We start from the raw sequence: 25,103 nt of genomic DNA on the forward strand, positions 1-25,103 counted from the left end.
CGATGAGCGACACCGAGCGACAATCAAAAGATGCCGCCTCGACGGGCACCGGATACCGGGTGCTGGCACGCAAATACCGCCCCAAGGATTTCACCGATCTGATGGTCGGCCAGGAGCCGATGGTCCGGACGCTGACCAACGCCTTCGAGACCGGTCGCTTGGCCCAGGCCTACATGCTGACCGGCGTTCGCGGGGTCGGGAAGACGACGACGGCGCGCATTCTGGCGCGCGCCCTGAACTACAAGACATCCGAGATCGACAAGCCGACGATCGACCTGCGCATCCCCGGCGAACACTGCCAGGCGATCATGGAAGGCCGCCATGTCGATGTCATCGAGATGGACGCCGCCTCGCATACCGGTATCGACGATATCAGAGAGATCATTGAGCAGGTGCGCTACCGCCCGGTTTCGGCGCGCTACAAGGTGTACATCATCGACGAAGTGCACATGCTCTCGACGCAGGCCTTCAACGGCTTGCTGAAGACGCTCGAAGAGCCGCCGGAGCATGTGAAGTTCATTTTTGCCACCACCGAAATCCGCAAGGTTCCGATCACGGTGCTGTCGCGCTGCCAGCGCTTCGATCTGCGCCGCATCAGCGCATCCGATCTCGTTGGCCTGTTCACCACCATTGCGTCCAAGGAAGGCATCGAGGCCGAGCCCGACGCGCTGGCGATGATCGCCCGCGCAGCCGAAGGCTCGGCGCGCGACGGCCTCTCGCTGCTCGATCAGGCGATCGCCCATGGCGGCGGCGCAGTGCTGACGGACTCCGTCCGCGGAATGCTCGGCCTTGCCGATCGCGCCCGTATCGTCGATCTCTTCCATCACGTCGTCAAAGGCGATGTCGCCTCAGCGCTGGGCGAGTTCCAGAGCCAGTACGAGGCCGGCGCGAACCCGGTTGCCGTTCTCACCGATCTGGCCGATTTCACGCATCTGGTAACGCGGCTGAAATACGTGCCCGACGCCGCAAACGATCCTTCGCTCAGCGAAATCGAGCGCACCAAGGCGGCGGAATTCGCAACAGGCATCGCAGTGACGACGCTGTCGCGCATCTGGCAGATGCTGTTGAAGGGAATTCCCGAGGCGGAGGCTTCCTCGCGGCCGGCTGGTGCTGCCGAAATGGTGCTGATCCGGCTCGCGCATGCCGCGCACCTTCCTGCACCTGAAGATGCTGCGCGTCGTCTGGCTGAATTTTCCGAGAACAACGGTGGTGTCCGGCCAACGGCACCCTCGGGCAATGGCGGCGGAAATGGCACTACGGTGAACTATCAGGCAAGCGTCGCGGCCAGAGCAACCGATGCCACGCCGCGCCCGCAACCCTCCGGCTCGACTGCGGTGCTGCGCTCAGTCCCCAATCCCGATCCGCAGGACATGCCCGTCGGCCGTGTCGAGACCAGGCCGACCGAGGTGCCCAAGCCCCTGGTTTCGGTCAATTCGATCAGCGACATCGTCAATCTGGCTTCCGAAAAGCGCGACGTGAAGATCAAGGCGCTGGTGCGCACCTTCGTCCGCCCGGTCCGGGTCGAGCCGGGCCGCCTCGACGTGAACCTGACGGATGGCGCCCCGCCGACACTGCTCAACGAGCTGGCGGTCAAGCTCAAGGACTGGACCGGAATTCACTGGATTGTCAGTCTCAGCCGCGACGCCGGCCAGCCGACCATGGTCGAGGCTGAAGCCCAGGCCAAGCAACAGCAGGTAAGCGACGCGCGGCAGGACCCTGACGTGGCCGCGATCCTCGCGCAGTTCCCGGGCGCCAAGATCATCGACGTACGCGTGAGAGCGCCGGAGCCAGAGGAAGAGGAAGTCCAGGCCCCTGCCGCCGCCGAATCCGAAGACGGCGACATCCTGCCCGGCGACGATATAGAATTCTGAGTGACGAAGAAGGAGCAAGACGATGCGCGACATCATGGGCATGATGGGCAAAGTCAAGGAAATGCAGGCGAAGATGGAGAAGATGCAGGCGGAAATCGCCGAGCTCCACGCTGAAGGCAAGTCCGGCGGCGGACTTGTGACCGTCATCCTCAACGGCAAGGGCGAGATGCAGAGCCTGAAGATCGATCCTTCGCTCTTCAGGGAAGACGATGTCGAAATCCTCGAAGACCTGATCGTTGCCGCCCACAAGGACGCCAAGGACAAGGCGGAAGCTGCCGCTGCCGAAAAGACCAAGGCGCTGACCGCTGGCCTGCCGATCCCGCCCGGCTTCAAGATGCCGTTCTGATCCACTCGAAAATCGAGAGGGGATGCCGTCGAACGGCATCCTTCCAGTTTCGCAATGGGAGGATTGCAGATGACGCTGACCACCTTGTTCGTCTTTGCCTGTGCGCTGTTCGTGGGTGCCGGCTCTCCGGGTCCGAGCGTTGCCGCGCTTGTCGCCCGGGTGATCTCCAAGGGTGCGCGCGATGTGTTTCCGTTTCTCGCCGCCATGTGGCTCGGCGAAGCGATTTGGCTGACCAGTGCCGTTGCCGGTCTTGCCGCGATTGCCGAGACCTTTCACTACGCCTTCGTTGCCATAAAATGGCTTGGCGTCTGCTACCTTCTCTATCTTGCCTGGAAAATGTGGTCTGCCTCGCCGGGGGACAGTCATGAAACGCTGCCTGAGGCGCAATCCGCACGGAAGCTTTTCTTCGCCGGCATGACGGTAACGCTCGGCAATCCGAAGATCATGATGTTTTACATGGCGCTGTTGCCGTCGATCATCGACATCGGCGCAGTGACGATCGTCGGCTGGGCCGAACTCGTCGCAACGATGCTGCTGGTGTTGATTGCGATCGATTTCGGCTGGGCGCTGCTTGCTTCAAAGGCGAGAGCATTCCTGAAGAGCCGCCGCGCTGTCCGCATCGCCAATCGCGTGAGCGCCGGCACGATGGCCGGCGCAGCCGTTGCCATCGCCATGCGCTAACGCACTGCGTTTGGGTTCCGTCAGCGCCCCCGCGCGGGCCGCAACAAGTCTCGCCCAATCGACTTCGGCGGCTCGCTGCGCAGCACGAGCGAGGTTGTCACCGCGCCATAGCGCGCAATGCTGTCGACGATGACTTCAAGCGCCGACGGTGTCGGGACCAGAACCTTCAAAACAAAGCAGTCCTCGCCCGTCAGCCGCAATACCTCGATCACCTCAGGCATCTCCGAAAACTGCTTCAGGCAGGCGCGGATATGTTCGTGTGTCGTCCTCAACCGAATGACCGCCATCATCCCGAGGCCAAGCGCTGCGGCACTGATCCGCGCTCCGTAACCCTCTATGATCCCCCGTTCTTCCAGTCGTTTCAGCCGCTCCGACGCAGCCGGTTGCGACAGGCCGACCTTGCGCCCCAGCTCTGAAACGGAAATTCGGCCGTCGGCCTGCATGATCTCGATGATCAGCATGTCGGTCGGATCCAGCTGCCGCTCAATGAAATCGGCCATTGATACTTACCTTTAATCTATCGGCGGATGGCTTGCCTATCCGATGGTTTCCTATGTCGTTCGCCGACTATCTCATGCAGTTTACGGACGAGGCAACAGCAAAGGAAATGCCATGAGAGAGGTGATCATCGTGCCGGGAATCGGCGGTTCCGGCGAGGCCCATTGGCAATCGCGGTGGGAAAAGGCCGAGCCGCGCATGCGACGATTTTCACCGTCGAGTTGGGACGAGCCGGCGCTTGACGATTGGATCGAAGCGCTGGATCGTCAGGTCGGAAAATCGGCCGAAGCGCCGCTGCTCGTCGCCCACAGCCTCTCCTGCCTGCTGGTCGCATACTGGGCGGGACGCACCAGCCATGCAGCCGCCGGCGCTCTACTGGTTGCGCCTCCCGACCCGGCGTCAGCCGCCTTTCCGGTCGAAGCGGTGCATTTTTCCAATCCGCCAACGACAGCGCTGCCGTTTCCCTCGCTGGTCATCGCCAGCAGCGACGATCCCTATGGCTCGCTCACCTATTCCCGCGCCCGGGCAGACCAATGGGGCAGCGCCTTCATAGATGCCGGTGCCCATGGCCACCTCAACGGCAGCAGCGGTCTCGGCGACTGGCCGGAGGGAAGAGCAGCTCTGGCGGCTTTCGAAGCCGGCCTCGGCTAACGCTCTGCTTCCAGAATGTTGCGCAGCTTGTAGTGGACCGGGGCGGCGAGATACCGGATCCGGTCCTCGGGAGACAGCCGCTTGCAAAAGGTTGCGATCATCTCCGGCATCGTCACCCTTGCGCCTTTGAACGGGCGAAGTTCGACAGGCTCTCCAGCCGTCGCCATCCCGCCATGGATGACGCGGCAATAGACACCGGGACGGGCCGCTTGCGCGTACCGCTTGACGAATTGGGGATCGCCCATTCTGGCGGCAAAGGTGGCGCAAGGGAGGCGCGCGGCCGTCGCCTCGAGAACAAGATCGCCGGCTATCAACCTGTCGCCGACGGCAACAACCCTGTTGTCGAGCCCTTCGATCACAAGATTTTCGCCGAAGGTGCCGGGGGCGATCGTGTAGCCCAGTTGCCCCGACCACCAGTCGAGGGTGATCGAGCCCTCGATATAGACGGCCTGGTCCACCCCGCCATGATGTTTTCTGTTGCAGGTCGCGTCGCCGACGAGCCCTTCTGCGTCAACAAGCGCGCTGGCGCCTATCGCGTGCTTGTTGATCCCGGTCTTGTAGCTCTTGCCCGGCAGCTTTTCGGGATTGCCGATGCAGACGGCGAGGATTTTCATGCGATCCGGGGTCCTTGGATGTTTCCGTTTTACCAACATATGGGCTAATAACCGCTCATGGCAAAGCGAGTCACCGGCCCCGAAATCGAAAAACTGATCCAGCTCCTGGCGAAAGTGCCGGGCCTCGGCCCGCGCTCCGCGCGCCGAGCTGCCCTGCATCTGATCAAGAAAAAAGACCAGCTGCTGGGGCCGCTGTCGAATGCGATGGGCGAGGCCTACGACAAGGTCAAGATCTGCTCCTGCTGCGGCAATGTCGATACCGTCGATCCCTGCACGGTCTGCACCGACGAGCGGCGCGACCGATCCGTCATCATCGTCGTCGAAGATGTCTCAGACCTTTGGGCGCTGGAGCGCGCCGCGGCGCTCAATGCCGCCTATCATGTGCTCGGCGGCACGCTTTCGCCACTCGATGGCGTCGGGCCGGACGACCTGAACATTCGCGGCCTGATCGAGCGGGTGACTGCTGGCGGCATCCGGGAGCTGATCATCGCCGTCAACGCCACCGTCGAGGGTCAGACGACAGCACACTATATAACCGATCAGCTTGCCGGACTGGATGTGAAGATCACGCGACTGGCGCATGGCGTGCCGGTCGGTGGCGAACTTGATTATCTCGACGAAGGCACGCTGGCGGCGGCGCTGAGAGCACGAACGGCAATCTAGAGCAATGCCAGCAAAAGTGCGTAGCGGTTTGCATCCGCAATTGCGTAAAAACAAAAGATAGAGCGTTTTCGCGATTCACAGAAAGGCGGAAACGTTCCAGGGGGAGAGCATGGGCAAACGGATTTTCGGCCGCCTTTTCGTTGTGAGCGCGGCGTTTCTGACGCTGTCGTGTCTGCCTGCTTTCTCTGCGTCGAAAGCCGACGTCGAGGCACAGTTCGAAAGGTGGGTGCAGGCCGATCTCTGGCCGCAAGCGGAGAAGAACGGCATTTCCGAGCAGGCGTTTCAGGCCGCGTTCGCCGGCGTCGAGCTGAACTGGAACCTGACCGACCTCGCCCCTCCCGGTTTCCCGCCGCCAAAGCAGCAGAAACAGACGCAGGCCGAGTTTTCCTCGCCGGCACCCTATTTCAACGACGACCGCCTGAAGAGGCTGGCGGTGACAGGACGCGGCTTTGCCTCGCAATACGCCTCGACCCTGAAAAGGATCGAGCAGACCTACGGCGTGCCGGGTTCGATCGTGCTTGCGATATGGGGGCGCGAGACGGGCTTCGGCGCGGCGAAAATCCCGAACTCGGCGATCGAGGTGCTGGCCACCAAAGCTTTCATGTCGACCCGCAAGGACATGTTCCGCACCGAGTTGATCGCTGCACTTCACATCATCGATCGTGGCGATGTGACGCCCGCCGGCTTCAAGGGTTCGTCCGCAGGCGCGCTCGGCCAGCCTCAGTTCATGCCGACCAGCTACCTCAAATATGCCGTCGATTTCGATGGCGACGGGCATCGCAATATCTGGACATCGGTTCCCGACACTCTGGCCTCGATCGCCAACTTCCTCGTCAACAAGGGTTGGCAGCGTGGTCGCGGTTGGGGCTACGAAGTGACGATCCCCGAGCAGGTGTCCTGCGCGCAGGAGGGGCCCGATCTTGCCAAGCCGATTTCGCACTGGGCGTCACTTGGGATCGATCGCGTGACAGGCAAGGCTTTTCCGGCCGATGAGAAGAAGGCAAGCGGCATGATGCTGGTCCCGGCCGGTCGCGACGGGCCGGAATTCATCGTCACGCCGAATTTCTACGTGATCAAGGAATACAACAATTCCGACCTCTATGCCCTCTACATCGGCAATCTCGCAGATCGGATCGCCAATGGTTCCGGGGCTTTCCAGGGGATGTGGGGCGACGTCGGCAAGATGCTGCGCTCAGACGTCGCCGCCATGCAGAAGGCGCTGGAGAAGACGGGATACGACGTCGGCGGTACCGACGGACTGCCGGGCTACAAGACGCGTCGCTCGATTGGCCAGTGGCAGGAAAAGACCGGCATGAAGCCCACCTGCTACCCCGAGGCGTCGATGATCGGCAAACTGAAGTAGGTTCAGAGATTGCGCTTCAGGCCCTCGTGGCTCGCAACGAAGCCGAGCTGCTCGTAGAAGCGGATCGAATCCGGACGGGTCTTGTCGGAGGTCAGCTGCACCAGGCCGCAGCCGCGCTCGGCGGATCGCTCGACCGCCCACTCGATGAACCGCGATCCGAGGCCAGAACCGCGGACGCTCCTGGCGATGCGCACGCTCTCGATCTGGCCGCGCCACATTCCCGTCCGCGATAGGCCGGGGATAAAGGTCAGTTGCAGACAGCCGAGAACGCGATCGCCGTCATCTGTGGCAACCGCCAGCAATTGGTTGGGATCGGTATCGATGGCGGCAAATGCCAAGATGTAGCGCGGATCTGGCGGATCGGACGCGATCTCCCGCGTCTTGCCGAGATCGTCGTCGGCAAGCAGCTCGATGATGGCAACGAGGTCGCAACGTCGGGCGGCGCGAAAGCTATGCATGATTTGCCTCAGTGATGCAGATCGATCGGCGCCTTGTAGAAGACGTCGTCGTTTGGCGGAATAGCCTGCCGCTCGATCAGCCGGTGTACGGATGGCGTGGTCTCGCCTCTGTGAAGGGCGCGAAGGCGATCGGTGTTTTCGGCATCCGCCTGCGTTCGGCGCTGGTTGTGCCTGATATATTCGACCCAGGTGGGCGTATGGTAGGTTTCGGTCCAACTGCCCGGTTTTTCCAGGTCGCGCATCAGCGCCCAGTTCCTGGCGCCGTCACGGATGCGGATGCGCCGGCGCTCGCCCATCAGCATCAGGAACTCGGGAAGATCGTCGTCGCCGATTTCATAGTCGACCTGAATGACGATCGGCCCGCTGCGCGGCGTGATGTCGAGCCCGAGCTCCGGCTCGGTAAAGCGGTTCAGCGGATCGAGATTGAGCGACGCGAAAGCCGGCATGGAAAAGCGCAGGCCAACGAGGATGCCCGATAGCATGACGACTGCGGAAATCAGGAGCGCATCGGCGACGCCGTAGCGATCGGCCGCGATGCCCCAGAGCCAGCTTCCGCCGGCGATACCGCCGAACGTCACCGTCTGGTAGAGCGACAGTGCCCTGCCGACCACCCAGCGGGGCGTCGAGAGTTGCACGATCGTGTTGAAGAGCGACAGCGCAAGCACCCAGCATCCGCCTGAAATGACCAAGCCGGCACAGGTCAGCGCGGCGACCGGGCTCAAGGCGGCGACGGTCGCGCTGAGCGCAAAGCCGGCAAATGAAAGGCGCACGATCGTCTCGCTTGAGAACTGCTCGCGCAGCCGTGCATTCAGCACCGCCCCGCCGATCGCGCCGATGCCGAAGGAGCCTAGCATCAGGCCGTAGGTCAGCGGCCCGCCGATAACGAGCTCCAGCGCCACGATCGGTAGCAGCGCCAGAACCGAGCTGGCGCCGATGCCGAAGATGAAGCCCCGCAGCAGCACCTTCTGGAGGTTGGGCGACATCGAGATATAGCGAAGTCCGGCAAAGATGGCGCTTGCGAGCGCCTCGCGCGGCAACGTCGAGGCGGCAATGACAGGCTTCCAGCGCACCAGGGCATAGATCAAGGCGAAATAACTCAGTGTGTTGACCGCAAAGGCGGCTGCGGCCCCGGCGGCCGCCACGATGACACCGCCGAGCGCCGGGCCGACGCTGCGCGTGATGTTGAACCCCACGCTGTTGAGCGTCACGGCTGCAGGCAGGTCCGCGCGCGGTACCATGTCCCCGACCGATGCCTGCCAGGATGGGTTGTTCAGCGCCGTGCCGCAGCCGATCAGGAAGGTGAAGAAGAGCAGCAGCCAGGGCGAAAGCCAGTCGAGATAGGCGCAGATGCTGAGAAGCGCGGAGACCGCCAGCATGAAGCATTGCGCCGCCAGCATGACCCGACGGCGGTCGAAGCTGTCGGCAAGTGCGCCCGATACGAGCGAGAACAGCATGATCGGCAGCGCGATCGAAGTCTGAACCAGCGCAACCATGTCGCCAGACGAGGTAATCGTCGTCATCATCCAGGCGGCACCCACAGCCTGGATTAGGCCGCCGAAATTGGACGCGATGCTGGCAAACCAGATGGTTCGGTAGGTCTCGTGCCGCAGGGGCGCCAATGTTGTGGAACTGTAGGCCACGATCCCTCCCGCGCGATTGCCCTGCATCTTCGAAATCAATATATGTCGAATGGTCATGCTGGCTACACATTCGCTCGCTCGGCCGCCGGCTTGGCGATGGACCTTGCAATTTCGTAAAAACGGGCCTATATGGCTCTCAAATCTTGATCGTACTGATGAAGAGTGGGCCGCAAGGACCCGCTCTTTTTTATTACCGCGATCATCCGAAATGCATGAAATTGCGAGGAGCGCACCGCTTGTCGGATCCGACGAACGTAGACAATCAACTTGAGCCGCGGCTGATCACTGAGACCGGGCTTGACCAGCGCCTTGCCGACATTATCGAACCTGTGCTTGTCGGCATGGGCTTCCGTCTGGTCCGCGTCCGCATGATGAACCAGAACGGCGCGACGCTGCAGATCATGGCCGAACGCAACGACGGAACGATGAACGTCGAAGGCTGCGAAGAAGTCTCGATGGCCATTTCTCCGGTTCTGGATGTGGAAGATCCGATCGATAAAGAGTATCATCTGGAAGTGTCCTCGCCGGGTATCGACCGTCCCATGGTGCGGAAATCCGATTTTACCCGTTGGCAGGGACACCTTGTGAAGTGCGAAACGTCGATCATGATCGGCAATCGCAAACGCTTCCGTGGAAAGATTCTCGAGACGGATGCGGATGGTTTCACGCTTGAGCGTGACCAGGTTGCCGATGGCGAAGAACAGAACATTAAAATTCCTTTCACCGCACTCAGCGATGCAAAGCTTATTCTGACCGACGATCTGATCCGCGATGCGCTGCGCGCCGACAAGCTGGCGAAGGCACAGGCCGCGAACCAGAACGAAACGGAAGACGAAGAATAGACCGATCAACTTGTGGCTCCAGGGACGGGAACCCCGGAAGCCTAGACGGAGAGAAAAGACAATGGCAGTCAGTGCGAACCGGCTCGAACTTCTGCAGATCGCAGATGCAGTGGCGCGCGAAAAGGTCATCGACCGCGAGATCGTGCTTGCCGCAATGGCAGACGCGATTCAGAAGGCAGCGCGTTCGCGTTACGGCACTGAATCCAACATCCGCGCCGACATCAATCCGAAGACCGGCGAAATCCGCCTGCAGCGCCTGCTCGAAGTCGTCGACAAGGCCGAGGACTACTCGACCCAGATCCCGCTGGAACTGGCTCGCGACCGCAACCCGGACGCCGCCCTTGGCGACTTCATCGCCGATCCGCTGCCGCCGATGGATTTCGGCCGTATCGCAGCCCAGTCTGCCAAGCAGGTCATCGTGCAGAAGGTTCGCGAAGCTGAGCGTGATCGTCAGTTCGACGAATTCAAGGACCGTGTCGGGGAAATCGTCAACGGTACCGTCAAGCGCGTCGAATACGGCAACGTCATCGTCGACCTCGGCCGTGGCGAAGGTATCATCCGCCGCGACGAAATGATCCCGCGTGAAAACGTCCGCTATGGCGATCGCGTCCGCGCATATGTCTATGACGTCCGTCGCGAGCAGCGCGGGCCGCAGATCTTCCTGTCGCGCACGCATCCGCAGTTCATGGTGAAGCTCTTCACCATGGAAGTGCCTGAAATCTACGACGGCATCATTCAGGTGAAGTCGGTTGCCCGCGACCCCGGCTCGCGCGCCAAGATCGCCGTGATCTCGAACGATAGCTCGATCGATCCGGTCGGTGCCTGCGTCGGTATGCGCGGTTCGCGCGTCCAGGCCGTCGTCGGCGAGCTCCAGGGCGAAAAGATCGACATCATTCCGTGGTCGCAGGATCCGGCGACCTTCGTCGTCAACGCCCTGCAGCCGGCTGAAGTCGCCAAGGTCGTTCTCGACGAGGACGCAGAGCGCATCGAAGTCGTGGTTCCTGACGAGCAGCTGTCGCTGGCCATCGGTCGCCGCGGCCAGAACGTTCGTCTCGCGTCGCAGCTGACCGGCTGGGACATCGACATCATGACGGAAGCCGAAGAGTCCGAGCGCCGCCAGAAGGAATTCAACGAGCGCACCAACCTGTTCATGGATTCGCTCGACGTTGACGAAATGGTCGGCCAGGTTCTGGCCTCCGAAGGTTTCGCAGCCGTCGAAGAACTCGCTTACGTCGATCTCGACGAAATTGCCTCGATCGATGGCTTTGACGAAGAGACTGCACAGGAAATCCAGCAGCGCGCCCGCGAATATCTGGAGCGCCTGGAAGCCGAAATGGACGACAAGCGCAAGGCACTCGGCGTCGAAGACGAGCTGCGCCAGATCGACGGCATGACAGCCCAGATGATGGTTGCTCTTGGCGAAGACGGCATCAAGACGATCGAGGACTTCGCCGGTTGCGCCGCTGACGATCTGGTCGGCTGGAGCGAGCGCAAGAACGGCGAAACCAAGAAGTTCGAGGGTCTGTTCTCGAAGTTCGACGTGTCACGCGTCGAAGCGGAACAGATGGTTGTCCAGGCACGCCTCGCAGTTGGCTGGATCACCGAGGAAGACCTGGTAAAGGAAGCGGAAGCTGAAGAAGCTCCCGAGGCCGAGCAGGAAGTTTAATGTCTGCGCGTGAGCCGACCGTTTCTCCTGAGGACGACGATCTTGCAGGATATGACGTGAATGGTCGCATGTGCATCGTGACGCGCGAAAGTGGATCGCCTGATGAGTTGATCCGCTTCGTTGCAGCTCCCGATGGGACGGTGGTCGCCGATCTGAAGCGACAGCTTCCCGGACGCGGCTGCTGGGTAAAGATCGATCGTTCGCTGGTCGACAAGGCCGTGGCGAAGAAGCTCTTTGCACGGGCGTTGAAGGCGGATGTGAAGGTGGCGGCCGATCTCGGCGAGACGGTCGAAAAGCTGCTGATGCAGCAGCTGATGCAGATGATGAACATGGCCCGCAAGGCCGGTCAGTTCGTCAGCGGGTCCGCGAAGGTGGATGCCGCGGTCAGGAGTGGCGCCGCCATCGCGGTGTTCCATTCGACGGACGCCGCAGCCGACGGCGTGAGAAAAATCGACCAGGCCCGCAAGGCCTGGCACCTCGGAATGGAGACCGAGGAGGAAATACCTTCCTACCGCCTCTTCTCGGAGAGCGAAATGGAAGGCCTGATGGGCCAGAACGCTTTTATCCATGCTGCAGTGCTTGCAGGGCAGGCGGGTGAGGGTGTAGTGAAGCGCGCAAAGATGCTCGAACAGTACCGCAATGGCGGTCAGTCCCGGGCAGCGGGCGGCGCTGGCCGGCAAAAACAATGATGCGGTCACCGGCTTTGTCCGGTCCCAAGATCATTGATCGACAGTATTTGATTGACAGGGCCTGATGACGTCATCGCTCCCTGTCCGAAGGAACGGGAACGAATGACCGATAGCAATGACGACAAGACACTGGGCGGCGCGGGCAAGAAGACTCTGACCCTGAAACCGTCGGGGATGAGCCAGGGCACCGTGCGCCAGGATATGGGTCGCGGTCGCACCAAGGCGGTCGTTGTCGAGACCCGCAAGCGGCGTCCGATGCGTCCTGAAGACGAACGCCCGATTACGCCAGCCGCACCGGTAACTCCTGTTCGCGCCGCTGAACCTGCGCCAGCGCCGGCTCCAGCGCCTGTTCAGGCTCGGGCTCCGCAGGCCCCCCAGCCGCGCATTCATCAGCCGGGTGGTCAGTCGCAGCGTCCGCAGCAGCCCTCATCGCAGTCGCCCCGCCAGCAGGATCGCCCGCGTCCGGTGGTTTTGAACCACCTGTCGCCGGAAGAAATGGATGCACGTCGCCGCGCGCTTGCCATGGCGCAGGTCCGTGATGCGGAAGACGCCGTGCGCCGTGCCGAGGAAGAAAAGCGCCGCGCCGCCGAAGAAATCGTTCGCCAGGCCGCCGAAGCGGAAGAAGCGAAGGTCCGGGCCGCCGAAGAGGCAGTACGGGCCGCTGAAGCCGCTGCGGCTCCCGCCCCTGCAGCCCCTGCTGCCGCCGAAGCCAGTCCGGCAGCGCCGCGCGTCCAGTCGGCAGCGCCGGCCGTTCGCCGCCCTGACGCGGCATCGCCGTCGCAGGCACGTCCGGCTCCCGGTGGCGCTGCTGCCCCGGCAGTTCGCGGTCGCCGTGAAAACGAGACCGAAGATCGTGCCGCTCCCCGCGGTGCCCCGGCTCGTGGCCGCGTCGTGCGCCCCGAACCGGCAAAGCCTGTCACCACGCGTCCGAAGACGGAAGACGAACGTCGCCGCGGCAAGCTGACGATCGGCACTGCCGGCGTCGACGACGATGGTACTGCACGTGGTCGCTCGATGGCCGCCATGCGCCGCCGCCAGGAAAAGTTCCGCCGCAGCCAGATGCAGGAAACCCGCGAAAAGGTTGTTCGCGAAGTCATCCTGCCTGAGACCATCACCATTCAGGAACTGTCGCAGCGCATGTCCGAACGCGCCGTCGACGTCATCAAGTACCTGATGAAGGAAGGCCAGATGATGAAGCCGGGCGACGTCATCGACGCCGACCTTGCCGAACTCATCGCCGGCGAATTCGGCCACACAGTCAAGCGCGTCTCTGAATCCGACGTCGAACTCGGCATCTTCAACGTTGCCGACCAAGCAGGCGAGCTCGTTTCGCGTCCACCCGTGGTCACCATCATGGGTCACGTCGACCACGGCAAGACCTCGCTGCTCGACGCCATTCGCAAGACCAGCGTCGTGTCGGGCGAAGCCGGCGGCATCACCCAGCACATCGGTGCCTATCAGGTCGAACAGAACGGCCAGAAGATCACCTTCATCGACACCCCCGGTCACGCCGCCTTCACGGCCATGCGTGCTCGCGGTGCCCAGGCAACCGACATCGCCATCCTGGTGGTTGCGGCCGACGACAGCGTCATGCCGCAGACGATTGAATCGATCAACCACGCCAAGGCGGCCGGTGTACCGATCATCGTTGCGATCAACAAGGTCGACAAGCACGAGGCTGATCCGCAGAAGGTTCGCAACCAGCTGCTGCAGCACGAAGTCTTCGTGGAATCCATGGGCGGTGAAGTGCTCGACGTCGAGGTTTCGGCCAAGACCGGGCTCAATCTGGACAGGCTTCTCGAAGCCGTCCTGCTGCAGGCCGAAATTCTGGACCTCAAGGCCAATCCGAACCGCACGGCGGAAGGCACGGTCATCGAAGCCCAGCTCGACCGCGGTCGCGGTGCGGTTGCCACCGTTCTCGTGCAGAACGGTACGCTGCGCCCAGGTCAGATCATCGTCGCCGGCGACGTCTGGGGCCGTGTCCGCGCCCTCGTCACCGACAAGGGCGATCATGTGAAGGAAGCAAGCCCGGCCACTCCGGTCGAGGTTCTCGGTCTTTCCGGTACGCCGGCTGCCGGCGACAAATTCGCTGTGGTCGAAAACGAGAGCCGCGCCCGTGAAATCTCGGAGTATCGTCAGCGTCTCGCCCGCGACAAGGCGGCTGCCCGCCTGTCTGGCCAGCGCGGTTCGCTTGAACAGATGATGACGCAGCTGCAGACCGCAGGCGTGAAGGAATTCCCGCTGGTCATCAAGGGCGACGTGCAGGGCTCTATCGAAGCCATCGCCGGCGCGCTCGACAAGCTCGGCACGGACGAAGTGCGCGCCCGCATCGTACATTCGGGTGCCGGCGGTATCACCGAGTCCGACGTCTCGCTGGCCGAAGCGTCGAACGCTGCGATCATCGGCTTCAATGTCCGTGCCAACGCACAGGCCCGTACGTTTGCCGACCGCCAGGGCATCGAGATCCGCTACTACAACATCATCTACGACCTCGTCGATGACGTTAAGGCGGCGATGTCGGGTCTGCTCTCTCCGGAGCGTCGCGAAACGTTCCTCGGCAATGCCGAGATCCTCGAGGTGTTCAACATCACCAAGGTCGGCAAGGTCGCAGGTTGCCGTGTCGTCGAGGGCAAGGTCGAACGTGGTGCAGGCGTCCGCCTGGTGCGCGACAACGTCGTCATCCACGAAGGCAAGCTCAAGACGCTCAAGCGCTTCAAGGACGAAGTATCGGAAGTTCCGGTCGGTCAGGAATGCGGCATGGCCTTCGAAAACTACGAAGACATCCGTGCAGGCGACACGATCGAATGCTTCCGCGTCGAGCATATCACCCGCACACTCTAATCGTGCGAGACTAGAACTGTGGACGGGCGCCGGATCGTATGAGGCCGGCGCCCGAACCTTTTGAGGCAAAGAACAATGGCAACAAAACCTACCTCCGCGCAAACGCAGCGCATGCTGCGCGTCGGCGAGCAGGTGCGCGCCGCGATAACTCAGGTTCTTCAGCGCGGCGAAGTGCGCGATGACCTGATCGAAAAGACCGTCATTTCCATTTCCGAAGTCCGCATGTCGACGGATCTGAAGGTCGCGACGGCTTTCGTCACACCGCTCGGCGTGGCCGACCATGACGCGATCATCACTGCGCTGAACCGTCACGCCAAATACATTCGTGGCCGTCTCGGCCCGCAGCTCCGGCAGATGAAATACATGCCGGAAGTCCGTTTCCGCGACGATACGAGCTTCGACAACTACAAGAAGATCGACGAGTTGCTGCGCTCGCCCGAGGTCCTGCGTGATCTCGATGGTGGCGATACCGAAGAACAATAGTAGAAGAGACTGATGTCCAAACCACGCAAGCCCAAAGGCCGTCCGATCTCGGGCTGGCTTATCCTTGACAAGCCTGTTGACTTCGGCTCGACGGAAGCCGTTTCCAAGATCAAATGGCTGTTCAAGGCCCAGAAGTGCGGCCATGCCGGCACGCTCGATCCTCTCGCCTCAGGCATGCTGCCGATTGCGCTTGGCGATGCGACGAAGACAGTTCCCTATGTGATGGATGGTCGCAAGGTCTACGAATTCACCGTGACTTGGGGTGAAGAGCGTGCGACCGACGACCTCGAGGGCGATGTGACTAAGAGCTCCGACACGCGCCCGACGGAGCACGAGATCCGCGATCTCCTGCCGAGCTATACGGGCGTGATCAATCAGGTGCCGCCACAGTTCTCCGCCATCAAGATATCAGGCGAGCGCGCCTACGATCTGGCGCGCGAAGGTGAGACCGTGGAGATTCCGTCCCGCGAGGTGGAGATTTTCCGCCTGACGCTGCTCGGCTGCCCGGACGCCGACACCGCGCATTTCGAAGTCGAGTGCGGCAAGGGTACCTATGTGCGTGCGCTGGCACGCGATTTCGGCCGCGAGTTTGGCTGCTACGGCCATGTTTCCGGTCTGCGTCGCACCTTCGTCGCACCCTTTGCAGAAGAGAGCATGATACCCTTGGCAGACCTGGTCGCGCTTGAGGAAATCGAGGACATGGACGAGCGCCTGGCGGCGCTCGACGCCCTGCTGATCGAAACCAGCGAGGCACTCTCTGCATTGCCGCATCTTGTGGTCAATGACGATCAGGCGCATCGCCTGAAGATGGGCAACCCCATTCTCGTCCGCGGCCGAGACGCCCCGGTTGACGAAAGCGAGGCCTATGCCACGGCACGCGGCAAGCTCGTCGCGATCGGCGAAATCGGCCAGGGCGAGTTCCGCCCCAAGCGCGTCTTCGGTTGACAAAACCGCCGCAGGAGGCGCGCCCAGGCATGCCTCTTCCCTTTGCTGTCTGAATGGTTTATAGGCAGCGCCAGCATCAGGCACGGCCTGAGTGCATTCGCGGCCAAAGCTGGACGACATCCCGGCTTTTGGCGACCTATCTCCTCTCATCGAAAGGAACATACGATGTCGGTTACTGCTGAGCGCAAGACGGCTCTGATCAAGGAATACGCAACGTTCGAAGGCGACACCGGTTCTCCGGAAGTTCAGGTCGCGATCCTGACCGAGCGTATCAACAACCTGACCGGCCACTTCAAGGACCACAAGAAGGATAACCATTCCCGCCGTGGTCTGCTGACGATGGTTTCAAGCCGCCGCTCGCTTCTTGACTACCTCAAGAAGAAGAACGAAGGCCGCTACACCAAGCTGATCACCAGCCTGGGTATTCGCCGCTAATCATTTTCCGGCGGGCGCTCCTTATGGGCGCCCGCCGGATGCTTTTCGGGAGCCTGGTTCCCGGTGAAATTTTGCCGCCGCGCGCTATATCAAGTGCGGTAGAACTGCACGGCGGACCCGGATGGGCCGGATCTGCCAAACCAACCGTTGACCTGTCATGGGGCAGGATTGCCGGATGCTTTCGGCCAAGGCTTCAGTAGCGTTGGCCTGGCTTCTCTCCGAAGCCATCGATGAAAAGCCTCCCGTTGTCTTGCCCATGATGTGTCATCATTGATTGCGGTCGACTGTGCGCTGTGTCCGATGGATTGCGGCGCGTGCTCCCGCATTGAAGGACAAGACATATGTTTGATACCCATACCGTGGAAATCGAGTGGGCAGGCCGCCCGCTGAAGCTCGAAACCGGCAAGATCGCCCGTCAGGCTGACGGCGCCGTTCTCGCGACCTACGGCGAAACAGTGGTTCTCGCCACCGTCGTTTCCGCCAAGGCGCCGAAGCCGGGCCAGGACTTCTTCCCGCTGACCGTCAACTACCAGGAAAAGACCTACGCAGCCGGCAAGATCCCCGGCGGCTACTTCAAGCGCGAAGGTCGCCCGTCTGAAAAGGAAACGCTGGTTTCGCGTCTGATCGATCGCCCGATCCGCCCGCTGTTCCCGGAAGGCTACAAGAACGACACGCAGGTCGTTGTCACAGTCATTCAGCACGATCTTGAAAACGATCCCGACGTCTTGTCGATGGTTGCAGCGTCTGCTGCGCTGACGCTCTCTGGCGTTCCCTTCATGGGCCCGGTCGGCGGCGCGCGCGTCGGCTACATCAACGGCGAATACGTCCTCAACCCGCACCTCGACGAGATGGAAGAGTCGATCCTCGACCTCGTTGTCGCAGGCACGCACGACGCCGTTCTGATGGTTGAATCCGAAGCCAAGGAACTGAACGAAGAAGTCATGCTCGGCGCTGTGATGTTCGGTCATCGCGGTTTCCAGCCGGTTCTCGACGCGATCATCAAGCTCGCTGAAGTTGCCGCCAAGGAGCCCCGCGACTTCCAGCCGGAAGACCATTCCGAGCTTGAAGCCGAAATGCTCAAGCATTTCGAAGCCGAACTGCGCGAAGGCTACAAGATCACCCAGAAGGCTGATCGCTACGCAGCCGTCGACGCCGTCAAGGCAAAGGTCAAGGCTCACTTCTTCCCCGAAGGCGTCGAGCCGAAGTACACCCCCGAAGTTATCGGCGCTGTGTTCAAGCACCTGCAGGCGAAGATCGTTCGCTGGAACATCCTCGACACCAAGAGCCGCATCGACGGTCGCGATCTCGAAACCGTTCGTCCGATCGTCTCGGAAGTCGGCCTCCTGCCGCGCACCCACGGTTCGGCGCTCTTCACCCGCGGTGAGACGCAGGCGATCGTTGTTGCCACCCTCGGCACCGGCGAAGACGAGCAGTACGTCGACAGCCTGACGGGCATGTACAAGGAGCGCTTCCTGCTCCATTACAACTTCCCTCCCTACTCGGTTGGCGAAACCGGCCGCATGGGTTCCCCGGGCCGTCGCGAAATCGGCCACGGCAAGCTCGCATGGCGCGCTATCCGCCCGATGCTGCCGACCGCCGAGCAGTTCCCTTACACGCTGCGCGTCGTCTCCGAGATCACCGAGTCGAACGGCTCGTCCTCGATGGCCACCGTTTGCGGCACCTCGCTCGCTCTGATGGACGCCGGCGTTCCGCTTGCCAAGCCGGTTGCCGGTATTGCCATGGGTCTGATCCTCGAGGGCGATCGCTTTGCGGTCCTCTCCGACATTCTCGGTGACGAAGACCACCTCGGCGACATGGACTTCAAGGTTGCAGGTACCGCTGACGGCATCACATCGCTGCAGATGGACATCAAGATCGCCGGCATCACCGAGGAGATCATGAAGGTCGCCCTCAGCCAGGCCCAGGGCGGTCGCAAGCACATCCTCGGCGAGATGGCCAACGCCATCACCGAAAGCCGTGGCCAGCTCGGCGAATTCGCTCCGCGCATCGAAGTCATGAACATCCCGGTCGACAAGATCCGCGAAGTCATCGGCTCCGGCGGCAAGGTCATTCGCGAAATCGTCGAAAAGACCGGCGCGAAGATCAACATCGAAGACGATGGCACGGTCAAGATCGCTTCTTCTTCCGGCAAGGAAATCGAAGCAGCCCGCAAGTGGATCCACTCGATCGTTGCCGAGCCTGAGATCAACCAGATCTACGAAGGCACGGTCGTCAAGACCGCCGACTTCGGCGCTTTCGTCAACTTCTTCGGCGCCCGCGACGGCCTGGTCCACATCTCGCAGCTTGCTTCCGAGCGCGTTGCCAAGACGCAGGACGTCGTCAAGGAAGGCCAAAAGGTTTGGGTCAAGCTCCTCGGCTTCGACGAGCGTGGCAAGGTCCGCCTGTCGATGAAGGTTGTCGACCAGGCAACCGGCCAGGAAATCCCTGCCGACAAGAAGAAGGAAGAAGCAGCCGAATAAGCTGCGCCTTCCCCAGACTTCATGGGCGCGGGATAGTTTCCGCGCCCTTTTTGTATCCGAGAACGAGACGAGACCATGAGCCGCGACACGCTGAAGACCCTGTTCCATCCCTTTGTAAGCGGCACCGTCGAGGCGCCCGGCGAGGGCGAGCGCGTGCTGTTCCTCGGCGCCGAGGCGGGCTTTGCCCTGCCGGAGAGCTTTGCTGCCTCCCTGAGCGCCGTCCAGGGCTTCCGGCCGCTTTACCGGCAGTTGCTCTCCCAACGGATCGAAACGACGCCAGAGATCGACGGTGAGGACTACGACGCGGTTCTCGTGCTCTGCAACAAGCACAAGGGCGAGAACGAGGCAAACATTGCCACGGCACTCGGCCGCGTAAAGATCGGTGGTCTTGTCGTGATCGCCGGCGGCAAGGAAGACGGCATCCAGCCGCTGCGCAAGCGCATGGAAGCCTTCGGCCTTTCGATCGAGCACATGCCGAAATATCACGGCGTTGCTTTCTGGTTCGGAGCGCCCGCCGATGCCGGGGAGATCATTTCCAAATTCGCCAAGCCGCCGGTGCGTGTCGATGGCCGCTTCGTGGCGTCGGCCGGCATGTTCTCGCATGACCGCATCGATGACGGTTCGGAACTGCTCGCCTCGCGCCTACCTGTCGATTTCACCGGCGACGTGGCCGATTTCGGTGCCGGCTGGGGCTACCTCTCGGTCGAGCTGGCCGCACGGTCGCCTGGCGTGGGCCGTCTGGACCTCTACGAGGCCAACCACGCCGCCCTGGAGGCCGCCATGGCCAATCTGGCCGAGAACTCCCCGAAGGCGCCTGCACGCTTCTTCTGGCACGATCTGGCCGCCGAGCCGGTCAAGGACAAGTACGACCTCATCATCATGAACCCGCCCTTCCACGAAGGCCACGCCGCCGAGCCTTCGCTCGGTCAGGCAATGATCAAGACGGCCGCATCGTCGCTGCGTGGCGGCGGTCGCCTGCTGCTCGTGGCAAACCGCGGCCTGCCGTATGAACCTGTGCTGGCGGCAAACTTCAAGGAAAGCGGCGAAACCTGCCGCAACGCCCGCTTCAAGGTGCTCTGGGCGAAGAAGTAGTCGCTCAGGCAGCTTCGATTTCCTGGCGAGCAGCGCACCTGAGGAGCGCGTCAGGCCAGGTTCCTTTGCGGCCACGTCAATCGCATCCAGCATGCCCTGGTCGAAGGTGACGTTGGCGCGAACCGTTCGCGTCGTGTCTTCGATGAACGCCACGCGGGGCCCATCGGCCGCTCCGCAGCCGATGAAACAGAATACGCATTGAAGGAAGCAAAAAGGCCATGCGCAACATATTGCGCATGGCCTTTATGGCTCCATTAGCTGGTCGCTTACTCGACGTCTGCCTTGCGCAGCGTCTCTAGCGCCGGCATCGACGTGATGTTGTAGCCTGCGTCGACGAAATGGATCTCGCCTGTGACGCCGGCCGAAAGATCGGAGAGCAGATACAGCGCCGAGCTGCCGACGTGATCGATCGTCACGGTCTTGCGCATCGGCGAATTGCGCTGGTTCCACGAGAGAATGGCGCGCGCGTCCGAAATGCCGGCACCGGCGAGCGTCCGGATCGGACCTGCCGAGATCGCGTTGACGCGAATGCCCTGCGGGCCGTAGTCGGCAGCGAGGTAGCGCACGGACGCTTCGAGGGCGGCCTTGGCGACGCCCATGACGTTGTAGTTMGGGATCACGCGCGTCGAGCCGTTGTAGGTCAGCGTCAGCATCGACCCGCCGTCGTTCATCAGCGGCGCACAGCGCTTGGCGATCTCGGTGAAGGAAAAACAGGAGATCACCATCGTGCGGCTGAAGTTGTCGCGCGTGGTGTCGGCATAGAGGCCCTTCAGCTCGTTCTTGTCGGAAAAGCCGATGGCGTGAACGATGAAGTCGAGCTTGCCCCAGCGTTCCTTGATGGCGTCTATGACGCCATCAACGGATGCGAGGTCCTCGACATCGCAGGGCAGCACGAAATCGGAACCCACTTCTGCGGCAAGCGGCTTGACGCGCTTGCCCAACGCATCGCCCTGAAAGGTAAAGGCGAGCTCGGCGCCCTGCGCCGCAAGTGCCTTCGAAATCCCCCAGGCGATAGAATGATTGTTCGCTACGCCCATGATGAGGCCGCGCTTACCCTGCATGATTCCCGTCATTTTATTATCCGTTAAAGCGCTGGAAGACGAGCGTGGCGTTGGTGCCGCCGAAGCCGAAGGAGTTGGAGAGGGCAATGTCGATCCTGGCGTCATCGATGCGCTTGCGAACGATCGGCACGCCGTCGAACTCTGGGTCGAGTTCGGCGATATGTGCGCTTTCGCCGATGAAGCCGGCCTGCATCATCAGCAGCGAGTAGATCGATTCCTGCACGCCGGCTGCACCCAGCGAATGACCGGTCAGCGACTTGGTCGACTGGATGTGCGGAATTTTGTCGCCGAAGACCTCGCGGATGGCCCCGATTTCCTTGCTGTCGCCGACCGGCGTCGAGGTGCCGTGCGTGTTGACGTAGTCGACGTCGCCCTTAACGGTGGCGAGCGCCTGGCGCATGCAGCGGATCGCGCCTTCTCCCGATGGTGCGACCATGTCGTAGCCATCGGAGGTTGCGCCGTAGCCGACGATTTCGGCGTAGATCTTGGCGCCGCGTGCCTTGGCATGCTCGAGTTCTTCGAGAACGAGAACGCCGGCGCCACCAGCGATGACGAAGCCGTCGCGGCTGACGTCGTAGGCGCGTGAGGCCGTCGCCGGCGTATCGTTGTATTTGGAGGACATCGCGCCCATCGCATCGAAAAGGTTCGACATGGTCCAGTCGAGATCTTCGTGGCCGCCGGCGAACATGATGTCCTGCTTGCCCCACTGGATCATTTCAGCGGCATTGCCGATGCAATGTGCGGACGTCGAGCAGGCTGACGAGATCGAGTAGTTGACGCCGTGGATCTTGAACCAGGTCGCGAGGGTCGCCGACGCTGTCGAAGACATCGCCTTCGGCACGGCAAACGGGCCGATGCGCTTCGGGCTGTTGTTCTTGATGGTGATCTCGGCGGCTTCAATGAGCGTGCGCGTCGACGGGCCGCCCGAACCCATGATGATGCCGGTGCGTTCGTTGTTGCTGATATCGCTTTCTTCCAGACCGGAATCGGCGATCGCCTGCTTCATGGCCACATGATTCCAGGCGCCGCCTTGCGAAAGGAAGCGCATGGCGCGGCGATCGACCAGATCGGTCGGGTCGAGTGTCGGGCTCCCCCATACCTGGCACTTGAAGCCGTGTTCGGCAAAATCGTTGGAGAAGGAAATGCCGGACTTGGCATCGCGTAGCGAGGCGGTAACCTCGGCGGCATCATTGCCGATCGAGGAAACAACGCCCAGACCCGTGACAACTACCCGTCTCATGTGCTTCGACCTTTTCGTTTTTTCTAACTTGGAAAGCCAGGCGGATGCGCCCGGCGTAATCAGGCTGCTTTGTCCTTCGACAGTCCTACGCGTAGGTCGCTCGCCTGATAGATAACCTCGCCGTCGGCCTTGAGCCAGCCGTCGGCCGTGCCAAGCACGAGGCGACCGCGCATGACACGCTTGAAATCGATGCCATACTCAAGGAGCTTCGTCGTCGGGCGAATCATGCCCTTGAACTTCACTTCCCCTGTCGAAAGGGCCATGCCGCGCCCCTGTTCGCCCAGCCAGCCCAGGAAGAAGCCGGTCAACTGCCACATGCCGTCGAGGCCAAGGCAGCCGGGCATGATCGGGTTGCCGGCGAAGTGGCAGGGAAAATACCAGTCGTCAGGCTTCACGTCATACTCGGCGCGAATATAACCCTTGTCGAAGCTGCCGCCCGTTTCGCAGATGTCTGTAATGCGGTGGACCATCAGCATCGGTGGGAGGGGTAGCTGCGCATTGCCCGGGCCAAACAGCTCGCCGCGGCCGCAGGCCAGGATTTCCTCGTAGTTGAAGCTGGATTGTTTCGTCGCCATGAAAACTCTAATTCCCCCCGCAACTATGCCGATGGATGTGAACGTTTAGTCCAAGTTCAGCAGAAAATGAAGCACAAGCATGGCTGAGCTCCACCCACCGACGAAGACCGCCTGTGCGCCCTATTTGGTGGTCGAATACAGGAAGGCCAAGGCCGCGACCAGAGTTAATTACGCCAAAACCCCGATTTCGCGGCCTTTTCGCACCTGTTGTCCCCATTGAAACTATTGAAAGGCTTTTGCGCAAAAGTTATATGGCTTAGGAAACCTGATTGCGTGACGCTAGATTAACTGGAGTTTGTCGGATGGCGGCTGAAGCCCAGCTTACCATAGAAGCAAGGCTGCGTGGCGCTGGCCTGCGGCCGACGCGTCAGCGTGTCGCGCTGGGCGACCTGCTGTTTGCCAAGGGCGATCGGCATCTGACCGTCGAGGAACTGCACGAGGAGGCCGTGGAAGCCGGTGTGCCGGTGTCGCTGGCAACCGTCTACAACACGCTGCATCAATTCACCGAGGCAGGCATGATCCGCGTTCTTGCCGTCGAGAGCGCCAGGACGTATTTCGACACCAACGTTTCCGACCATCACCATTTCTTTGTCGAGGGCGCAAATGACGTTCTCGATATTCCGGTCAGCAACCTGACCATCGGCAACCTGCCAGAGCCTCCCGAGGGTCTCGAAATCGCGCATGTCGATGTGATCATCCGCCTACGTCCCAAGCGGCGCTGATCCTACATCACGTCGTCGGGATGACGGCCGGGCTTGGCCTTGTAGGTCGGAAACGTCCAACCGAAATAGAGCGCGCCGCCGCGCACTGCAAACGCGGCAAGTACGCCGACGGCCGAGGCCGAGTATAGCGGCAGATCGAGCGCGTTTGCGGCCGTGAAGATCCCGGCGCCGACCAGCGCCGCGGTTATGTAGATCTCGGGCCGCAGCAGCACCGATGGCTCGTTGGCAAGCAAGTCGCGCAGAATGCCGCCGAAGGTCGCCGTCAGCGTGCCGGTAACGATCGCGATCGTCGGTGAACCTGTTGCCGCAAGCCCCTTGGCGGCCCCCATGACGCAATATGCCGAAAGGCCCACGGCATCGAGCCAGATCAGCAGCCGATAGCGTGACTCGACCAGGTGCGCGGTGAAGAAGACGACGATACCGACGGCGCAGCAGACCAGAACATAAGTGGGATTGAGAACCCAGAAGACCGGCACGCGGCCGAGAACGATGTCGCGCACCGTGCCGCCGCCGGCGCCGGTGACGATCGCGAAAAACAGGAAGCCGATCAGATCGAGCTGCTTGCGGGACGCCGCCAGCGCACCCGTGGCCGCAAATAGCGCAACGCCGGCATAGTCCAGGTAGACGAAAGGCGACATCAGTCCTCCAGGGCCGGCTGAATATTTCGGATGAGTGAATCATGGTGGCAAGGGCGGCGCAAGCCGGGTCAGGCAACGTGTCTGACCAACAGCGTCCTTATCCGACCAAAAGAGAAACCCGTGAAAACGCTCCTGATCGCCCTCAACCTTGTCGCTTTCCTCGTGGTCCCCGTTGCGGCCTTCGCCCAGCAGTCGCTGATCTCCGACCCGGAGATCTACGAGAAGAAGCATTTTCAGGAGCAATGCACCAAGGCGGAGTTCTCCGACGGCTACATCATCCGTCAGGACATCAACAATGACGGACTGATCGATGCGGTCGTCAACGAGGGTGAACTCACTTGCGACGGCGAGAAGGGTCCACAGTGCAACGACGACGGCTGCACCTATAATTTCTATCTCCAGGTGGCCGAAGGCGGCTACTTCATGATCGCGACGGCACAGATCTACGGCTACGATTTCGTCCAGCGCTTCGGCAACATGGTCCTGGCCATGAAAATGCACCCGCGCTTCTGTGATCGGCCCGATGCGGACAGGCAAAAGGAACCCTGCACCGTGACGGCGCGCGTGCGCGGCACGAAGTTTGTCACAATTTCCAGAAAGTAGCCTCGC

At 61.7% G+C, this 25,103-nt stretch carries 25 protein-coding genes; 17 read left to right on the forward strand and 8 right to left on the reverse strand.

The genetic code is table 11. The annotated features are described in order from the left end of the window. The first annotated feature begins 2 nt into the window (after positions 1 to 2). The 3 genes from AC1DMK_RS22850 to AC1DMK_RS22860 all read left to right on the forward strand — a co-directional run bounded on the left by AC1DMK_RS22850 (position 3) and on the right by AC1DMK_RS22860 (position 2,898). Positions 3 to 1,871: a DNA polymerase III subunit gamma/tau gene (locus AC1DMK_RS22850; RefSeq protein ID WP_477862247.1), complete on the forward strand. Its 1,869-nt coding sequence runs from the start codon at positions 3 to 5 to the stop codon at positions 1,869 to 1,871. Positions 1,872 to 1,893: 22 nt separating this feature from the next. Continuing rightward, a complete protein-coding gene (locus AC1DMK_RS22855) occupies positions 1,894 to 2,217 on the forward strand; it encodes a YbaB/EbfC family nucleoid-associated protein (protein WP_037065415.1) in 324 nt (107 codons plus the stop codon). A 69-nt stretch (positions 2,218 to 2,286) separates the two neighbouring features. Next, positions 2,287 to 2,898, forward strand: a complete 612-nt coding sequence (locus AC1DMK_RS22860; protein ID WP_037065417.1) for a LysE family translocator — start codon at positions 2,287 to 2,289, stop codon at positions 2,896 to 2,898. A 20-nt stretch (positions 2,899 to 2,918) separates the two neighbouring features. Here AC1DMK_RS22860 and AC1DMK_RS22865 read toward each other — a convergent pair whose 3' ends face one another. Then, entirely contained in the window at positions 2,919 to 3,398 is a 480-nt protein-coding gene (locus tag AC1DMK_RS22865; RefSeq protein ID WP_477862250.1) for an Lrp/AsnC family transcriptional regulator, read from the reverse strand. A 112-nt stretch (positions 3,399 to 3,510) separates the two neighbouring features. Here AC1DMK_RS22865 and AC1DMK_RS22870 point away from each other — a divergent pair, with 112 nt between their 5' ends. Beyond that, the gene (locus AC1DMK_RS22870; protein WP_477862252.1) at positions 3,511 to 4,047 is read left to right on the forward strand and encodes an RBBP9/YdeN family alpha/beta hydrolase; all 537 of its coding nucleotides are present in this window, start codon (positions 3,511 to 3,513) and stop codon (positions 4,045 to 4,047) included. On the opposite strand, the gene AC1DMK_RS22875 is transcribed toward AC1DMK_RS22870, so the two are convergent. Then, entirely contained in the window at positions 4,044 to 4,661 is a 618-nt protein-coding gene (locus AC1DMK_RS22875) for an MOSC domain-containing protein (protein WP_477862254.1), read from the reverse strand. The genes AC1DMK_RS22870 and AC1DMK_RS22875 overlap by 4 nt on opposite strands. A 57-nt stretch (positions 4,662 to 4,718) precedes the next feature. Between AC1DMK_RS22875 and recR the strand changes: the two genes are divergently transcribed. Further along, positions 4,719 to 5,324 (forward strand): recombination mediator RecR, encoded by a 606-nt coding sequence (recR, locus tag AC1DMK_RS22880; protein WP_477862256.1) that lies wholly within the window; start codon positions 4,719 to 4,721, stop codon positions 5,322 to 5,324. A gap of 109 nt (positions 5,325 to 5,433) precedes the next feature. Then, the gene (locus AC1DMK_RS22885; RefSeq protein WP_477862258.1) at positions 5,434 to 6,687 is read left to right on the forward strand and encodes a lytic murein transglycosylase; all 1,254 of its coding nucleotides are present in this window, start codon (positions 5,434 to 5,436) and stop codon (positions 6,685 to 6,687) included. A gap of 2 nt (positions 6,688 to 6,689) precedes the next feature. Here AC1DMK_RS22885 and AC1DMK_RS22890 read toward each other — a convergent pair whose 3' ends face one another. Together AC1DMK_RS22890 and AC1DMK_RS22895 are read right to left on the reverse strand one after the other, a co-directional pair. Then, entirely contained in the window at positions 6,690 to 7,145 is a 456-nt protein-coding gene (locus AC1DMK_RS22890) for an N-acetyltransferase family protein (RefSeq protein ID WP_477862260.1), read from the reverse strand. Positions 7,146 to 7,153: 8 nt separating this feature from the next. Further along, a complete protein-coding gene (locus tag AC1DMK_RS22895) occupies positions 7,154 to 8,812 on the reverse strand; it encodes an MFS transporter (protein ID WP_477862288.1) in 1,659 nt (552 codons plus the stop codon). Between the two features lie 209 nt (positions 8,813 to 9,021). On the opposite strand from AC1DMK_RS22895, the gene rimP reads away from it, so the two are divergent. From rimP to AC1DMK_RS22940, 9 genes are all read left to right on the forward strand, one after another. Next, positions 9,022 to 9,627: a ribosome maturation factor RimP gene (gene rimP / locus AC1DMK_RS22900; protein WP_477862262.1), complete on the forward strand. Its 606-nt coding sequence runs from the start codon at positions 9,022 to 9,024 to the stop codon at positions 9,625 to 9,627. Between the two features lie 61 nt (positions 9,628 to 9,688). Beyond that, on the forward strand, positions 9,689 to 11,293 hold the full coding sequence (gene nusA, locus AC1DMK_RS22905) for a transcription termination factor NusA (protein WP_037065432.1): 1,605 nt from the start codon (positions 9,689 to 9,691) through the stop codon (positions 11,291 to 11,293). Continuing rightward, positions 11,293 to 11,982, forward strand: coding sequence for an RNA-binding protein (locus AC1DMK_RS22910; RefSeq protein WP_037065434.1), 690 nt, complete (start codon positions 11,293 to 11,295; stop codon positions 11,980 to 11,982). Before nusA ends, AC1DMK_RS22910 begins: the two co-directional genes overlap by 1 nt. Before the next feature lie 102 nt (positions 11,983 to 12,084). Further along, positions 12,085 to 14,823, forward strand: a complete 2,739-nt coding sequence (infB, locus tag AC1DMK_RS22915; protein ID WP_477862265.1) for a translation initiation factor IF-2 — start codon at positions 12,085 to 12,087, stop codon at positions 14,821 to 14,823. Between the two features lie 75 nt (positions 14,824 to 14,898). Further along, positions 14,899 to 15,306, forward strand: a complete 408-nt coding sequence (gene rbfA, locus AC1DMK_RS22920; protein ID WP_037065439.1) for a 30S ribosome-binding factor RbfA — start codon at positions 14,899 to 14,901, stop codon at positions 15,304 to 15,306. Positions 15,307 to 15,318: 12 nt separating this feature from the next. Continuing rightward, the gene (truB, locus tag AC1DMK_RS22925) at positions 15,319 to 16,251 is read left to right on the forward strand and encodes a tRNA pseudouridine(55) synthase TruB (RefSeq protein WP_477862267.1); all 933 of its coding nucleotides are present in this window, start codon (positions 15,319 to 15,321) and stop codon (positions 16,249 to 16,251) included. A gap of 165 nt (positions 16,252 to 16,416) precedes the next feature. Next, positions 16,417 to 16,686 (forward strand): 30S ribosomal protein S15, encoded by a 270-nt coding sequence (rpsO, locus tag AC1DMK_RS22930; RefSeq protein ID WP_037065443.1) that lies wholly within the window; start codon positions 16,417 to 16,419, stop codon positions 16,684 to 16,686. 341 nt (positions 16,687 to 17,027) lie between these two features. Next, the gene (pnp, locus tag AC1DMK_RS22935; RefSeq protein ID WP_037065444.1) at positions 17,028 to 19,166 is read left to right on the forward strand and encodes a polyribonucleotide nucleotidyltransferase; all 2,139 of its coding nucleotides are present in this window, start codon (positions 17,028 to 17,030) and stop codon (positions 19,164 to 19,166) included. Positions 19,167 to 19,241: 75 nt separating this feature from the next. Beyond that, positions 19,242 to 20,258, forward strand: coding sequence for a class I SAM-dependent methyltransferase (locus AC1DMK_RS22940; protein WP_477862270.1), 1,017 nt, complete (start codon positions 19,242 to 19,244; stop codon positions 20,256 to 20,258). A 266-nt stretch (positions 20,259 to 20,524) separates the two neighbouring features. Here the strand turns inward: AC1DMK_RS22940 and fabI are convergent, their stop codons facing one another. The 3 genes from fabI to fabA are packed head-to-tail and all read right to left on the reverse strand — an operon-like array spanning position 20,525 to position 23,134. Further along, entirely contained in the window at positions 20,525 to 21,331 is an 807-nt protein-coding gene (gene fabI / locus AC1DMK_RS22945; protein WP_037065446.1) for an enoyl-ACP reductase FabI, read from the reverse strand. Positions 21,332 to 21,335: 4 nt separating this feature from the next. Then, a complete protein-coding gene (fabB, locus tag AC1DMK_RS22950; RefSeq protein WP_037065447.1) occupies positions 21,336 to 22,559 on the reverse strand; it encodes a beta-ketoacyl-ACP synthase I in 1,224 nt (407 codons plus the stop codon). A gap of 59 nt (positions 22,560 to 22,618) precedes the next feature. Then, on the reverse strand, positions 22,619 to 23,134 hold the full coding sequence (fabA, locus tag AC1DMK_RS22955) for a 3-hydroxyacyl-[acyl-carrier-protein] dehydratase FabA (protein ID WP_037065448.1): 516 nt from the start codon (positions 23,132 to 23,134) through the stop codon (positions 22,619 to 22,621). A 302-nt stretch (positions 23,135 to 23,436) separates the two neighbouring features. Here fabA and irrA point away from each other — a divergent pair, with 302 nt between their 5' ends. Further along, the gene (gene irrA / locus AC1DMK_RS22960) at positions 23,437 to 23,856 is read left to right on the forward strand and encodes an iron response transcriptional regulator IrrA (protein WP_037065449.1); all 420 of its coding nucleotides are present in this window, start codon (positions 23,437 to 23,439) and stop codon (positions 23,854 to 23,856) included. Positions 23,857 to 23,858: 2 nt separating this feature from the next. Here irrA and AC1DMK_RS22965 read toward each other — a convergent pair whose 3' ends face one another. Next, positions 23,859 to 24,494 carry a trimeric intracellular cation channel family protein gene (locus tag AC1DMK_RS22965; RefSeq protein WP_037065450.1) on the reverse strand — a complete coding sequence of 212 codons (636 nt, stop codon included), beginning with the start codon at positions 24,492 to 24,494 and terminating at the stop codon, positions 23,859 to 23,861. A gap of 120 nt (positions 24,495 to 24,614) precedes the next feature. On the opposite strand from AC1DMK_RS22965, the gene AC1DMK_RS22970 reads away from it, so the two are divergent. Next, positions 24,615 to 25,097 carry a hypothetical protein gene (locus AC1DMK_RS22970; protein ID WP_115105990.1) on the forward strand — a complete coding sequence of 161 codons (483 nt, stop codon included), beginning with the start codon at positions 24,615 to 24,617 and terminating at the stop codon, positions 25,095 to 25,097. Positions 25,098 to 25,103: the final 6 nt, after the last annotated feature.

The sequence above is a fragment of the Rhizobium sp. 05L419 genome, assembly GCF_056397845.1.